The sequence below is a fragment of the Aeromonas sp. ASNIH7 genome (assembly GCF_002903485.1).
GTDB lineage: Bacteria > Pseudomonadota > Gammaproteobacteria > Enterobacterales > Aeromonadaceae > Aeromonas > Aeromonas caviae.
In genome coordinates this window covers 3,454,654-3,468,290 of sequence record NZ_CP026226.1, presented here as the reverse complement: position 1 = coordinate 3,468,290, position 13,637 = coordinate 3,454,654, and the positions used below count along the sequence as shown (strand labels likewise).

The following is a 13,637-nucleotide window of genomic DNA, read 5'->3' as shown; positions in this document are numbered from 1 at the left end:
AGGCAGGGAGGGGGTCATCACATCCAATCGAGCCATTAGGAAGGAAACTCGGATGACCATTAAACTCGGCATCGTGATGGACCCCATCTCGGCCATCAACATCAAGAAGGACTCCAGCTTCGCCATGCTCGAAGAGGCGCAAAAGCGCGGCTACGAGCTGTTCTATCTGGAGATGAAGGATCTCTACATGGAGGCCGGTCGCGCCTTCGGTACCATGCGTCCGCTCACCGTCAAATATGACTATGCCGACTGGTATAGCCTGGGCGAGGTGGTGGATCAGCCGCTCTCCAGCCTGGATGTGATCCTGATGCGCAAGGATCCCCCCTTCGACACCGAGTTCATCTACGCCACCTACATGCTGGAGCGGGCCGAGGATGAGGGCTGCCTCATCGTCAACAAGCCCCAGAGCCTGCGCGACGCCAACGAGAAGCTCTACACCGCCTGGTTTGCCGAGCACACCCCGACCACGCTCGTCACTCGCAGAGCAGACAAGCTGCGGGCCTTCCACGCCAGGCACAAGGACGTCATCCTCAAGCCGCTGGACGGCATGGGCGGCGCCTCCATCTTCCGCATGAAGGAGGATGACGCCAACGTCGGCGTCATCATCGAGACATTAACCTCTCACGGCAGCCAGTACTGCATGGCGCAGACCTATCTGCCCGCCATCAAGGATGGCGACAAGCGGGTACTGGTGGTGGATGGCGAGCCGGTACCTTACTGCCTGGCCCGCATTCCGGCCCAAGGTGAGACCCGTGGCAACCTGGCGGCCGGTGGCCGTGGCGAGGCCCGCCCCTTGAGTGAAGCGGACTGGGCCATCGCCCGCGCGGTGGGCCCGACGCTGAAAGAGAAGGGGCTCATCTTCGTCGGCCTCGACATCATCGGCGATCGCCTGACCGAGATTAACGTCACCAGCCCGACCTGCATCCGCGAGATTGAGGCGGCCTTCGACGTCTCCATTACCGGCATGCTGATGGACGCCATCGAGCGCCGACTGGGCCGCTGACCCCTTGCCCGGCGACCCGTTGCCGCCGCGAGGACACACACACAAGGGGCCGTGAGGGCCCCTTTGACTGCCGCCCTCCTGCCGGCAAAAAGCGGTTTTGCCCGCCGCCATCAACTGCCATAATCACCCCAAATACCTTTGCACGCTAAGAGATACATACGCTCCATGCAAACACTGCAAAATCATTTTCTGCTCGCCATGCCGAGCCTCACGGACGCCTATTTCCAGCGCTCCCTGGTCTATCTGTGCGAACACAGCAGCGAAGGCGCCATGGGACTGGTGGTCAACATTCCGGTCGACATGGCCCTGGACGCCATGCTGACCAAGCTCAACCTCAATCCCCCCGCCACCGCCGAGATGAAACAGCCGGTGTTGCAGGGGGGGCCGGTGCACGGGGATCGCGGCTTCGTGTTGCACAGCTTCCGCCCGGGCTTCAATTCCACCCTGCAGGTGAGCGACGAGATGATGGTCACCACCTCCAAGGACATCCTGGAGACCCTGGGCACCGACGAGGCGCCGGACCACTGGCTGGTAGCGCTCGGTTACGCCGGCTGGAGTGCAGGCCAGCTCGAGCAGGAGCTGGTGGATGGCGCCTGGCTGGTGATCCCCCCCAATCCCAAGCTGGTCTTCGATACCCCCATCCACCTGCGCTGGCAGCAAGCCGCCGCGAGCATTGGGGTCAACCCCCTGCACCTCTCCAGCCAGGTGGGCCATAGCTGACACCCCGGCCCTCCCCTCCGGGGGAGGCGGCACGCTCCCCCCTCACGAGCAGGGGAGACAGGGAGGGGGCTTCCCCCCTTCATTTATCCATCCATTTCGAGGAGACCCCATGTCATCACGCAGCATCATGGGCTTTGACTACGGCACCAAGAGCATCGGTGTCGCCATCGGCCAGGAGCTCACGGGCAGCGCCCGCCCCCTTCGCTCCCTCAAGGCGAACGACGGCATCCCCAACTGGGACGAGATAGAGAAGCTGATCAAGGAGTGGCAACCGGATCTGCTGATCGTCGGTCTGCCGCTCAACATGGATGGCACGGACCAGGAGATCACGGTGCGGGCTCGCAAATTCGGCAATCGCCTGCACGGCCGCTTCGGCAAACCGGTGGAGTTCAAGGACGAGCGGCTCACCACCACGGATGCCCGCGCCCGCCTGTTTGAACGTGGCGGCTACAAGGCGCTGGACAAGGGGAGCGTGGACGGCGTCTCCGCCCAGCTCATCGTCGAAGCCTGGATGGAAGAGCAGTACGACTAAACCGGGGATCCTCCTCCCCCTTGCTTCTCTTTCACCGCCCCGCTCCCCATGGGCCCGCCCCAGGCAAAACGCGTCATCCCCGCTGCGGCCAGGCCATAGAGCCGCCGGATCTCCCCCCGCAACCACATCACCTTGGCATCCTGATTGTGGCGCTTGTGCCACAGCAGGATGAAGGCGATCTCCAGCTGGGCATAGAGAGACTCTTCCAGCGGCAACGGCATGGGGATGAGGTCGGGGTGGTGTCTGGCGGCATAGTCCGCGCAATATGAAGGCACCACGGCGATCAGCTCGTGGCTCTTTTGGGCGGCGATATGCAGCGCTTGCTCGAAGCTCGCCACCATGATGGGCACCTGCCGCCTGTGGCCTTCGTCCTCCAGCAGATCGTCCAGTGCCCAGCTGTCGCTGGCCTCCCACACCACGCTCACCTGGGGGCAGGCCAGAAAGCGGGTCAGCGACCACGTCTGCCCGAGCAAGGGGTGATCCTTGCGCAGGAACACCACGGGACGATCGCAGAACAGCACCTCGTGATCGATGTAATAGGGCAGCCGGTTGACCCTGGCATGGGAGCGGCCGTGGGTCTCCCGGGCACAGAAGCCGAGATCCGCCTCCCCGTTGACGATGTCGTTGAGAGAGTGGTGATCCCAGCCCAGCATCCTGACCACAGAGTGGGGGTACTTCTGGTAGATGGTCGTGGGCAGCTCGCTCAGGAAGCTGATGCCGAAGGGGGACTCCATCACCAGACTGAAGCGGGCCCCCTCGGGGATCGCCTCGCTGTTGAGGGTGCTGATGCTCTCGGTGAGCTGGAACCAGGTCTTGAGCTCCTCCGCCAGGGTCAGGGAGAGATTGGTCGGCTGCAAGCCCTGACGCACGCGCACGAAGAGGGGGTCCCCGAACCAGTCCCGCAGCTTGCCGAGCGCCTTGCTCACCGCCGACGGGGTGACACACAGCTTCTTGGCCGCCCCCGCGACGCTGCGCTCCTGCATCAGGTGCCTGAAGACCACCAGCAGGTTCAAATCGAGTTCACCCAGATTGCGCATCTCTTCTCTCCTATCCCCGAGCCCGGACTCGCCGTACCGCACGCCATGGTAGCAGCACCTTGACCACCAGGTAACCGAGCAGCGCCAGCAGGAGTGCCAGGATCAGCATCCAGAGCGCAGGCATCCCCAGATGGCCCATCCCCCAGATGAAGAGCCCGGACAACCCTATCTGCATGATGCAGAGCAGGGCACTGGCCGATGCCACCTGCTCCCCGCACACATCCAGCGCCTCCCCCATCGCCACTCCGAACCCGCAGGAAAAACCGATACAGACCAGGGCACACCCCGCCAGCAGCCAGGACAGGCCGCCTTCGGGCCCGCTGCTGCACAACAGGGCGAGCAAAGCCAGCAGGTAGGCGAGGTGGGAGAGCGCCAGCACCCTTGCCTTGCCGAGCCAGCGCAGCAGCAAGGGGGTCAGGAAGGAAGCGGACATGCTCACCCCGGCCATCACCATCATCAGCCGGGTGTACTGCTCGGGAGGCAGACCGAACGTGGTCATCAGGACAAGGGGCGAGACGCTCACATAGACCAGGATGGCGGTCACGCTGGCGCTGGTCAGCAAGGCGCGCAGCATGAAGGGGGCCATGCCCAGCAGGACCAGCGGCGATGCCCCCGCAGGCTGGCGGGCGGGGCGGGTCTCCTTGAGCAGTCGCAGGTTGACCAGGGCGCTGATGGCGGCCACCAGCGCCATGCCCACGAAGATGCCGCGCCACTCGAAGTGCGACAGGATGAGATAACCGAGTACGGGAGCCAGCACCGGAATGACGCAGATCACGCCGTTGATGAGGGAGAGGGCCATCGCGAGGCGCGCCTGGCTCAGCACATCCCGCAGCACGGTGAAGGTCATGATGTAGAGCGCTCCAGCGCCCACCCCTTGCCAGAAACGCCCCAGATAAAACTGGGCGATGCCGGTCGCCTCCGCCGCCACCAGGGAGGCGACCACGAAGATGAGGGCGCCCCCCAGTACCACGGGGCGCCTGCCATGGCGATCCGCCAGCATGCCCCCCGGCAGCACGGTAGCCGCCATGCCCAGCAGATAGATGGAAAAAGCGGTGTGGATCTGCGCCTCGCTCCCCTGCAGGGTTTGCGCAATGCGGGGGACGGCCACCAGATAGAGATCGATCCCGAGGGGATAGAGGATGATCATCAGAAAAGTACACAGCAGAAACATACCCATGAAGGCTCCATAGCAGCAGGTTTCACCATCACAGGTGCGCTGTCAGCGAGATTGACAACTCAATCCTGCAAAAGCAGAGGAAGATGCCAGGCACTATAGAGCGGGCGGCCTGCCGGGGCCTAGTGACGAGATGGCACTCGGTGGATGCCAATCCGGACATCTCCCGCAGGAGAGGTCCGGATTGGCATGCTCATCGACCCGCCCCCTGCCAGGTCGCGCTTGAGGGGTCGGGTCCGAGGTAACGGGCACGCCGCGATGCGACGTGCCCTCAAGGCTCAGCGAAGGCGCACCATTACCTGGCCAGTTTCGTCAGGATGGCGTGGGCCGCCTTGATGCGCGCCTCGTTGGGGTAGTTGCGATTGGCCAGCATGACGATGCCAATCCCTTTGGCCGGCACGAAGGCCACATAGGCCCCGAAGCCGTTGGTCGAGCCGGTCTTGTTGAAGAGCACAGGGTGCCCTGTTGCAGCGGGCGCGGGCGCCGCCGGGTTGGCATTGTAAATCATCGCCGGGGAGTTGCCCGCCAGCAGCGTCTGCTCGCTGACGGGATAGGCGTAACGCTCCCAGCCCAGTCCCTGGGTCATCTCCCCCACCGCATACTGGCCCTGGTGAGTCAGGTCGATGGCCTGCTGCATGGCCGCATTATCCACCCCGCTGATGTTCGCCTTCACAAAGCGCAGCAGATCCGCCGAGCTGGTCTTGATGCCGTAGGCCTCGTCCGCCAGCATGCCGGGAGTGACGCGGATGGGCTTGTCCTCCTTCGAGTAGCCGTAGGCGTAGTGCCCCATGGCCTGCTCGGGCACAGTGAGGTAGGTATGGTACAGGCCAAGCCCCGGCAGGATCGTCTGCTCCATCAGGCGATCGAACGGCTGCTTCATGCTGCTCGCCGCCAGATAGCCAAAGAGCCCGATGCTGGGGTTGGCGTACTGGCGATGGGAACCCGGCGAGTAGGCTGGGGTCCACTGGCGGTAGTAGGCCTGCATCTTCTCGAGCGAATCCACCTCCTCGGGGAATTGCAGCGGCAAGCCGCCCGCGCTGTAGGTAGCCAGCTCCCCCATGGTGATGTTGTCAAAGGCGGATCCCTTGAGCCAGGGGGCGAACAGACTCGCCTTGTCATCGAGCTCGAAGCCCCCCTGCACCACGGCGTAGGCCCCCAGCGTCGCGGTCAGGGTCTTGCTCACGGAGCCTATCTCGAACAGGGTCTGCTCGCTGACACCGACTGCGCGCTCCCGATCGGCCACACCGTAGTTGAAATAGTGGGCCTTGCCATCCTTGAGCACGGCCACCGCCATGCCCGGGATCCTGTGCTCCTTGAGCAGCGGCCGGATGCTGGCATCCACCACGGGGCGCAGGGGATCGGTCGCCGCCTTGTCACCGGCATGAGCCAGACCGGCCCACATCAGGGTGGCCAGAGCGCCCCACAGGATGGATTGTCGTTGTTGCATTGCATGTCTCCTGACTGTCGTTAGCAAGGTATCGCCATGGCGGCGAGTGATGAACCCAGCATAGTCCCGCGAGGTGTGCTGCCGATGAGGCTCTGTGAAGTCAGTGTGAAGCCGCCCCCTCTTTTTACCCATGAAAAAGGGGAGCCATGGCTCCCCTTCAATCACCTTGCAACGCAGGCTTATTTCTTGCCCGGGTTGTCCCAGATCCCCTCTTCCAGCTGGCTGCGCAGCTCGGGGTATTTGTTGGCATCGAAGGTCGGCACGCGGCCCACCTTGAGCTGGTCGTTGTAGTCCTTGGCCAGCTTGATGGCGACGCCGGAGAGCAGCAGGATGGCCACCAGGTTGACGATGGCCATCAGCCCCATGGAGACATCCGCCAGAGCCCACACGGTCGGCAGTTCGCCCACGGATCCGAACATCACCATGCCCAGCACGAACATCCGGAACAGCATCAGGCCACCCTTGTGGTTGTGCTCGAGGAACACCAGGTTGGTCTCCGCATAGGAGTAATTCGCCACGATGGAGGTGAAGGCGAAGAAGAAGATGGCCGCTGCGATGAAGATGTTGCCACCGCCGCCCACCTGGGAGGAGAGCGCGCGCTGGGTCAGCTCGACACCGGTCACGCCGGAGCCCGGCTCGAACTGGCCGGACATCAGGATGATGGCGGCAGTACAGGTACAGATGACGATGGTATCGAGGAAGACCCCCAGCATCTGCACATAACCCTGGGAGGCCGGGTGCGGCGGATAGGGGGTGGCGGTGGCGGCAGCATTGGGGGCAGAGCCCATGCCCGCCTCGTTGGAGAAGAGGCCGCGCTTGATGCCGTTGATCATCGCCTGGGAGATGGCATAGCCCATGGCGCCGGAACCTGCCTGCTCGATGCCGAACGCAGACTTGATGATGAGGGCGAAAATACCCGGCAGCTCGCTGATGTTCATGAACACCACGAACAGCGCCATCAGGATATAAGCGATCGCCATGAAGGGCACCACCAGCTCGGCAAAGCGGGCGATGCCGCGAATGCCGCCGAAGATGATGAGACCGGAGAGCACCACCAGGGCCAGACCGCTCACCCAGTCAGGGATGCCGAAGGCGACGTTCATGGCCAGGCTGATGGAATTGGCCTGCACCGCGTTGAACACCAGACCGAAGGCCAGCAGCAGGCAGAGGGAGAAGACCACCCCCATCCAGCGCATGCCGAGGCCGCGCTCCATGTAGTAGGCGGGACCGCCCCGATAGTTGCCATCCTCATCCTTGACCTTGTAGAGCTGGGCCAGGGTGCTCTCCACGAAGGCGGTGGCCATACCGATGAAGGCGATCAGCCACATCCAGAAGACGGCGCCAGGGCCACCCAGATAGATGGCGACGGCCACACCGGCCAGATTGCCCGTCCCGACACGGGCCGCCAGGCTGGTACACAGAGCCTGGAAGGAGGAGATGCCGGCGCTGTCGGATTTGCGACTGTTGCGCAGGACCGAGAACATGTGGCCGAAGTGGCGGATCTGGATAAAGCCCAGACGGAAGGTAAAGAAGATACCGACCCCGATCAGCAGGTAAATGAGCACGGCTCCCCACATCAGGTCGTTAATCATTGCAATCAAGGTGTCCATAATTCTCTCGTTGTTATCACATCCATGGCCAGTCTGCGCTGACCGCTCTCTGTCAATTTCCGAACCAGCATTGCGCCGAAGGGGCGGAATCTAGCATAGCGAGGGAATTCAGAATAGTGACAGGGCTCACTGGGGAGACAAAAAACGAGCAATCTGATGCAAAAAAGCTTCATTTAGCACGCAATAAATCAACAAAAATTGATGTGCAACCCAGCCCCTCACAAATTAGAGCCAATAGAGAACCATTTTACAACTCATCCCATGGGGGTAAAAACCGCTGAGTGAAACGACATCAGGGAGACAAGCGTTTGCCTCTCATGCCTCATCGGCAAGGGGTTGTAACGCAAAACGTTTTACACGTAATTAAATTTCAAGTAGCTGACAGAACTATTTATGTGACCTCCCGCACAAATTCATGAATCCACCAAAATAATTGCGCTTTTCCATGTCGGAGCCAGCCGCCACACCATGAATAAAACTCGTTTTTTATCAAACACTTTCACCAGACAGCCGGTACCGCTTTCACCACCTGGCTGATTCGCATACAAGCTCCCCTATTGCAGGATGCGCCACATCCGTATTAATTAGGCAGGCAATGACGATGGGGCCTGCCCATCGCCCCTTTCTGAGCCTGAGCCGCCGGGATCTTGTAATTTAATTTCAGAACTGCCGTCTCATGCCCGCCACCCTGGGATTGCTCCCTCATAAAGAGATGATATTTGCCATGGCCGATAAATTGACCCAGCTGAAAGCCCTGACCACAGTGGTTGCCGATACCGGCGACATCGAAGCCATCAAGCGCTACCAGCCCATCGATGCCACCACCAACCCCTCTCTGGTACTCAAGGCCTCCGAGATCCCCGAGTACGCAGCCCTGATCCAGGACGCCATTGCCTGGGCCAAATCCCAGAGCCAGGACAAGGCACAGCAAATCATCGACGCAGGCGACAAGCTGGCGGTCAACATCGGCCTCGAAGTGCTGAAAATTGTCCCGGGCCGCATCTCCACCGAAGTGGACGCCCGCCTCTCCTTCGACACCGATGCCAGCATCGCCAAGGCCCGCAAGCTGATCCGCCTCTACAACGAAGCCGGCATCAGCAATGATCGCATCCTGATCAAGCTGGCCTCCACCTGGGAAGGGATCCGTGCCGCCGAGGTGCTGGAGAAAGAGGGTATCCAGTGCAACCTGACCCTGCTGTTCTCCTTCGCCCAGGCCCGCGCCTGTGCCGAAGCCGGCGCCTTCCTCATCTCCCCGTTCGTGGGCCGCATCCTCGACTGGTACAAGGCCAAGAACGGCCGTGACTACACCGCCAGTGAAGATCCGGGCGTGGTCTCCGTCACCGCCATCTACAACTACTACAAGCAGCACGACTACCCGACCGTTGTCATGGGCGCGAGCTTCCGCAACACCGGCGAAATCCTGGAACTGGCCGGCTGCGACCGCCTGACCATTGGCCCCGCTTTGCTGGAAGAGCTGAGCAAGGCCGAAGGCACCGTGGTGCGCAAGCTGGACTACACCGGCGAGCGCACAGCCAAACCGGCCCCGATGACCGAAGCCGAATTCCGCTGGGAGCTGAACCAGGACGCCATGGCCGTCGAGAAACTGGGGGAAGGCATCCGCCTGTTCGCCATCGACCAGGGCAAGCTGGAAACCATGCTGGCAAGCCATCTGTAAGGCCGCTCGCCACACGGCTCTCACAGAGCGAAGTGGCACCGCAAAAACCGGGCTCCCGAAAGGGCAGCCCGGTTTTTTTGTGCCAGTTTCCGGTTGTCACAACTTCGTCATAAAAACGTTTTATTTTCAAAGGCGTCGTGTTATACGGATGGTGAAAACCATAAAACCAAGGAGGGAGCCATGGACATGTTCAACTTCGATTTTGACGAGGTCGTTGAGCTGGGTTCACGTAGCCGCGGGACAACGGGAAAAAAACGCAAATGGCGTGAGATTGAGGCGCTTAAAGACAAGCACCGCCTGCAAAAGGAGCTGCAGGCCATCGACATCGCCTATGAAGGATCGGACGACCTGGAGCTCTGATACGCCCACGTCGCCCATGTTTCACTCCAGCGAGTGGAGCCATAAAAACAGCGCCCCGGATTGACCGGGGCGCTGTTTTTATGGGTGATCCTGTCAGGCTGCAGGCAGCGAGAGCTGTTTGGCCAGCGCCTGGAAGTGCTGGCTCACCTCCGCCCCGAACAGGGGATCATTGATGGCCCGGTTCTGCCAGAGCTGTTCGAGATGACGCCAGTCATCCTCGGTCAGGGAGTCGCGCAGATGGGGGAAGATGACCCCTTCCTCATAGTTCATGTGCGCCTCCTGCTGCTCGATGAACTGCTCCAGACGGGCCACGAACTGATCCAGCGGGATGACCGCATCCATCAGGATCATCTCCACCATCTCCTTGAGCTCGGTCCCTGCATCCAGCAGACGGGCGTGCTCCTCGTGCAGCCGGTTGGCCACTTCCCCCTCCACCACCCTGTATTTCAGGTAGTAGTCATAAATCATGTCTTCCTTCGGGTGGTGGTACTTGTCGGATACCTCGCGCAGATAATCCACCACATCCCGCAGCAGGAAGTAGCTCACCGGCTGCTCATTGCGAATGGCCGCCAGCTTTTGCTTGAGCAGCGTCAGCAACCGGGTGATGTTGAGGTGGTCCTTATGCAGACTGGATAACATGGGCACTCCTTGCACTGAAATGAGAAAACGTCTGTCTCGAGTATACGGTCATTTATTGCCTGAACTTTGCACTCAATCAAGTCGGATGCAGACAGCGGCTGCACCAGCCTCTCACCACAGGGGGCACAGGGGAGACCATTTCCCCTGTGCATTCACGGCGTCAGGCCGCCGGATCGGCGCAGACCGAGAGCCAGTCGATGGGACTGCGTCCTTGCTGGACCAGCAGGCGATTGGCCTCGGAGAAGTGGCCGCAACCGATGAAACCGCGATGGGCAGAGAGCGGGCTGGGATGGGGGGCGCTCAGCACATGGTGGCGCGACCGGTCGATGAAGCGCCCTTTCTTCTGGGCATGAGCCCCCCACAGCAGGAAGACGACTCCCTGGCAATGGGCATTGATCCGCTCGATGACTCGATCGGTAAAAGTCTCCCACCCCAGGTGGGCGTGAGAGTGCGCCATGCCCGCCTGTACCGTCAGCACCGTATTGAGCAGTAGCACTCCCTGTCTGGCCCAGGATTCCAGGAAGCCGTGATTGGGTGTGACAAAACCCGGCAGATCCCGCTGCATCTCCTTGTAGATGTTGACGAGGGACGGCGGCGTGCGCACTCCGGGCAAGACGGAGAAACAGAGGCCGTGCGCCTGGTCCGGGCCGTGATAGGGATCCTGCCCCAGAATCACCACCTTGACGTCATCCAGCTCGGTCAGTTTGAAGGCATTGAATACCTCGGTCGCCGGGGGATAGATCACCTTGCCCGCCTCCCGCTCGGCCCTGACGGTGGCCAGGGTGGCCATGAAATACGCCTGCTCTTTCTCCGAACCAATCACATCTTTCCAGGTCAGCACACCCGTCTCCTCTCGTTGCGAATCCACTCCTTCCATCCTGGCTGGCATGCCAGCCTCTCCCTCTCCCCACTCCCCGCCTTCTGTCCAGCTTGGCACCGCTATCTCCTCGGTCAATAGAGCAAGGGGCTCAGGATAGGGTCCTCGCCCCCAAGACGCAACCGCATGGAGGTCAGGCTCAGCCTTGCCAGCCTGGGAAGTGGCGGCGGCGTTCACGGGCAATGACCGGTACTGCGTCGACACAGGAATAACAGGACGTCCTTCGGACAGGCCTCTGGGCAGGCCGGTTTTCGCTGACGCCAGAAATAAACCCTAAAGGTGTAGTTAAATTACTAGATATGAATAATAAAAAATGCATAATTCATATATCTTACAAAAACAGAAAAATGATCTGTTTTTGATTCAACTCAATGATTTAATCCCTTTCAATGCACGCAAAATGGGGTTTTATTGATTTGGATCAATTTTCGTAATATTACCGTCGTGGTATATATGGCCCCAACGAAGTAAAGGTGTAAGGCAAGGCCCCGTTAAATCATTCCTTCCAAGAAGTGGTTTAAAAACATCAGGGTAATGTGCTTACCGTTGAATCCGCTTTCCTATGAGGAGTCATACCATGATCAAGGGCATCCAAATCACCCAGTCCGCCAACGCCGCTCTGCTGAACTCTTTCTGGCTGCTGGACGAAGAGAAACAACAGGCTCGCTGCATCTGCGCCAAGGGCGACAGCTTTGCCGCCGATCAGGAAGTCAGCCTCTCCGACCTGGGTCAATTCGAATACCGTGAACTGCCGGTTCAGCAAGAGCCTGTGGTCGAAGGGGGTCAGCACCTGAACGTCAACGTACTGCGCCGCGAAACCCTGGAAGACGCCATCGCCAACCCGGAAAAATACCCGCAGCTCACCATCCGCGTCTCCGGTTACGCCGTGCGTTTCAACGCCCTGACCCCGGAGCAGCAGCGCGACGTGGTCACCCGCACCTTCACCCAGAGCCTGTAAGGCGCCCTGCGTAAAGAGATAAAAAAACGGCCCCCTCGGGCCGTTTTTTCATGGGTGATGATCACCGCCGGAACCTGGGTCAGCTTCGCAGGTCCACCGGCATTGCCACCACGGGTTTCGCCAGGGCGTCCTGCATGGTGGCCTCGTCGAGCTGATCGCAGTAACGGGCCACCACCAGGGTCGCCACCCCGTTGCCGATGAGGTTGGTCAGAGCGCGCGCCTCCGACATGAAGCGATCAATCCCGAGGATCAGCGCCAGCCCGGCCAGCGGCAGATGCCCTACCGCCGAGATGGTGGCTGCCAGCACGATGAAGCCACTCCCCGTGACTCCGGCCGCCCCCTTGGAGGAGATAAGCAGCACCACCAGCAGGGTGAGCTGATGGAACAGGTCCAGCGGGGTGTTGGTCGCCTGGGCGATGAAGACGGCTGCCATGGTCAGATAGATGGAGGTGCCGTCTAGGTTGAATGAGTAACCGGTCGGGATCACCAGACCCACCACCGATTTCTTGCAGCCCAGCGCCTCCATTTTCACCAGCATACGCGGCAATACGGATTCCGACGAGGATGTTCCGAGCACGATCAACAGCTCTTCCCGGATATAGGCAATAAAGCGCACAATGCTGAAGCCATTGGCTTTGGCGATACTGCCGAGCACCAGAAAAATAAACAGCAGGCAGGTCAGATAGAAGCTAGCAATTAATTGCCCCAGCTGCACCAAAGAACCAATACCGTATTTCCCTATGGTGAATGCCATGGCACCAAATGCCCCGATCGGCGCCAGTTTCATGATCATGTTGATGATGCCGAAAATAACCTGAGAGAAACCATCGATGATATTGAAGATGGGTTTTCCCTTCTCCCCGATATGATGCAGGGAAAATCCGAACAGGACGGCAAACAGCAACACCTGAAGTATATTGCCGCCGGCAAAGGCACCGATGATGCTGGCCGGTATCACATCCAGCAGGAAGGGAATTATCCCCTGGGACTGGGCCTGATCCGCATAGACGGAGATGGCGCTGGCATCCAGCGAGGAGGGGTCCACGTTCATGCCGACCCCGGGTTGCAGCAGGTTGACCACGCACAGGCCGATGATCAGCGCCAGGGTGCTCACCACCTCGAAATAGATGAGCGCGATGGCCCCCGTCTTGCCGACTGCCTTCATGCTCTCCATGCCGGCGATCCCCGTCACCACGGTACAGAAAATAACGGGGGCAATGATCATCTTGATCAATTTCACGAAACCATCGCCGAGGGGTTTCATATCGGCGCCCAGGCTCGGATAGAAGTGCCCCAGCAATATTCCGATGGTGATGGCCAATATCACCTGAAAGTAGAGGCTGCTGACTATTTTCTTGTGCATGCTCAACGTCCTGTTAATTAATTGACACGGGCGATGGCAAAAAACGCGTGCAGGGATCCGCGGCGAGACAGTTCACACCTCTCACCCGGTTCATGCCATTTCGCCATTCCGACGGCGGCACTTTCACACGTTATAAGAATCAATTTAGCGACATCAATCACACAATATATTTAACATCATTAACACCACAGCAACCTTGCAGTAATGACCATGAAGCGGCGCCATGTGAAGACGGAAGAAAT

Annotated in this window: 13 protein-coding genes; 6 read left to right on the top strand and 7 right to left on the bottom strand. The window is 60.2% G+C overall.

Annotated elements, in window-relative coordinates; genetic code table 11:
• Positions 1–52: 52 nt before the first annotated feature.
• From gshB to ruvX, 3 genes are all read left to right on the top strand, one after another.
• A complete protein-coding gene (gene gshB / locus C2U47_RS16425; protein ID WP_048207179.1) occupies positions 53–1,003 on the top strand; it encodes a glutathione synthase in 951 nt (316 codons plus the stop codon).
• 165 nt (positions 1,004–1,168) lie between these two features.
• Positions 1,169–1,723, top strand: coding sequence for a YqgE/AlgH family protein (locus C2U47_RS16420; RefSeq protein WP_103261728.1), 555 nt, complete (start codon positions 1,169–1,171; stop codon positions 1,721–1,723).
• A 109-nt stretch (positions 1,724–1,832) separates the two neighbouring features.
• The gene (gene ruvX / locus C2U47_RS16415) at positions 1,833–2,255 is read left to right on the top strand and encodes a Holliday junction resolvase RuvX (RefSeq protein WP_010673863.1); all 423 of its coding nucleotides are present in this window, start codon (positions 1,833–1,835) and stop codon (positions 2,253–2,255) included.
• Here the strand turns inward: ruvX and yidZ are convergent.
• The 4 genes from yidZ to C2U47_RS16395 all read right to left on the bottom strand — a co-directional run bounded on the left by yidZ (position 2,252) and on the right by C2U47_RS16395 (position 7,523).
• Positions 2,252–3,292 (bottom strand): HTH-type transcriptional regulator YidZ, encoded by a 1,041-nt coding sequence (gene yidZ, locus C2U47_RS16410; protein ID WP_069651514.1) that lies wholly within the window; start codon positions 3,290–3,292, stop codon positions 2,252–2,254. The genes ruvX and yidZ overlap by 4 nt on opposite strands.
• A 10-nt stretch (positions 3,293–3,302) precedes the next feature.
• Complete coding sequence (locus C2U47_RS16405; protein ID WP_103261727.1) at positions 3,303–4,469, bottom strand: MdtL family multidrug efflux MFS transporter; 1,167 nt, start codon at positions 4,467–4,469, stop codon at positions 3,303–3,305.
• Between the two features lie 292 nt (positions 4,470–4,761).
• Positions 4,762–5,913, bottom strand: coding sequence for a CMY-1/MOX family class C beta-lactamase MOX-15 (locus tag C2U47_RS16400; protein ID WP_103261726.1), 1,152 nt, complete (start codon positions 5,911–5,913; stop codon positions 4,762–4,764).
• Positions 5,914–6,092: 179 nt separating this feature from the next.
• On the bottom strand, positions 6,093–7,523 hold the full coding sequence (locus C2U47_RS16395; protein WP_043155782.1) for an alanine/glycine:cation symporter family protein: 1,431 nt from the start codon (positions 7,521–7,523) through the stop codon (positions 6,093–6,095).
• Positions 7,524–8,247: 724 nt separating this feature from the next.
• Between C2U47_RS16395 and tal the strand changes: the two genes are divergently transcribed.
• Both tal and C2U47_RS16385 read left to right on the top strand, forming a co-directional pair.
• On the top strand, positions 8,248–9,198 hold the full coding sequence (gene tal / locus C2U47_RS16390) for a transaldolase (RefSeq protein WP_010673859.1): 951 nt from the start codon (positions 8,248–8,250) through the stop codon (positions 9,196–9,198).
• Between the two features lie 180 nt (positions 9,199–9,378).
• Positions 9,379–9,558 carry a DUF3545 family protein gene (locus C2U47_RS16385; protein WP_010673858.1) on the top strand — a complete coding sequence of 60 codons (180 nt, stop codon included), beginning with the start codon at positions 9,379–9,381 and terminating at the stop codon, positions 9,556–9,558.
• Between the two features lie 93 nt (positions 9,559–9,651).
• On the opposite strand, the gene C2U47_RS16380 is transcribed toward C2U47_RS16385, so the two are convergent.
• Entirely contained in the window at positions 9,652–10,197 is a 546-nt protein-coding gene (locus tag C2U47_RS16380; protein ID WP_041212588.1) for a hemerythrin domain-containing protein, read from the bottom strand.
• Between the two features lie 160 nt (positions 10,198–10,357).
• The gene (gene ung, locus C2U47_RS16375; protein WP_103261725.1) at positions 10,358–11,038 is read right to left on the bottom strand and encodes a uracil-DNA glycosylase; all 681 of its coding nucleotides are present in this window, start codon (positions 11,036–11,038) and stop codon (positions 10,358–10,360) included.
• A 613-nt stretch (positions 11,039–11,651) separates the two neighbouring features.
• Here ung and grcA point away from each other — a divergent pair.
• Complete coding sequence (gene grcA / locus C2U47_RS16370; RefSeq protein WP_010673855.1) at positions 11,652–12,032, top strand: autonomous glycyl radical cofactor GrcA; 381 nt, start codon at positions 11,652–11,654, stop codon at positions 12,030–12,032.
• 79 nt (positions 12,033–12,111) lie between these two features.
• Here the strand turns inward: grcA and C2U47_RS16365 are convergent, their stop codons facing one another.
• A complete protein-coding gene (locus C2U47_RS16365; protein WP_103261724.1) occupies positions 12,112–13,395 on the bottom strand; it encodes a dicarboxylate/amino acid:cation symporter in 1,284 nt (427 codons plus the stop codon).
• Positions 13,396–13,637: the final 242 nt, after the last annotated feature.

What these genes read in the sequence shown, in the direction of transcription:
- gshB (WP_048207179.1), top strand. Translation starts at nt 53, where the DNA reads ATGACCATTAAACTCGGCATCGTGATGGACCCCATCTCGGCCATCAAC.
- C2U47_RS16420 (WP_103261728.1), top strand. Translation starts at nt 1,169, where the DNA reads ATGCAAACACTGCAAAATCATTTTCTGCTCGCCATGCCGAGCCTCACG.
- ruvX (WP_010673863.1), top strand. Translation starts at nt 1,833, where the DNA reads ATGTCATCACGCAGCATCATGGGCTTTGACTACGGCACCAAGAGCATC.
- yidZ (WP_069651514.1), bottom strand. Translation starts at nt 3,292, where the DNA reads ATGCGCAATCTGGGTGAACTCGATTTGAACCTGCTGGTGGTCTTCAGG.
- C2U47_RS16405 (WP_103261727.1), bottom strand. Translation starts at nt 4,469, where the DNA reads ATGGGTATGTTTCTGCTGTGTACTTTTCTGATGATCATCCTCTATCCC.
- C2U47_RS16400 (WP_103261726.1), bottom strand. Translation starts at nt 5,913, where the DNA reads ATGCAACAACGACAATCCATCCTGTGGGGCGCTCTGGCCACCCTGATG.
- C2U47_RS16395 (WP_043155782.1), bottom strand. Translation starts at nt 7,523, where the DNA reads ATGGACACCTTGATTGCAATGATTAACGACCTGATGTGGGGAGCCGTG.
- tal (WP_010673859.1), top strand. Translation starts at nt 8,248, where the DNA reads ATGGCCGATAAATTGACCCAGCTGAAAGCCCTGACCACAGTGGTTGCC.
- C2U47_RS16385 (WP_010673858.1), top strand. Translation starts at nt 9,379, where the DNA reads ATGGACATGTTCAACTTCGATTTTGACGAGGTCGTTGAGCTGGGTTCA.
- C2U47_RS16380 (WP_041212588.1), bottom strand. Translation starts at nt 10,197, where the DNA reads ATGTTATCCAGTCTGCATAAGGACCACCTCAACATCACCCGGTTGCTG.
- grcA (WP_010673855.1), top strand. Translation starts at nt 11,652, where the DNA reads ATGATCAAGGGCATCCAAATCACCCAGTCCGCCAACGCCGCTCTGCTG.
- C2U47_RS16365 (WP_103261724.1), bottom strand. Translation starts at nt 13,395, where the DNA reads ATGCACAAGAAAATAGTCAGCAGCCTCTACTTTCAGGTGATATTGGCC.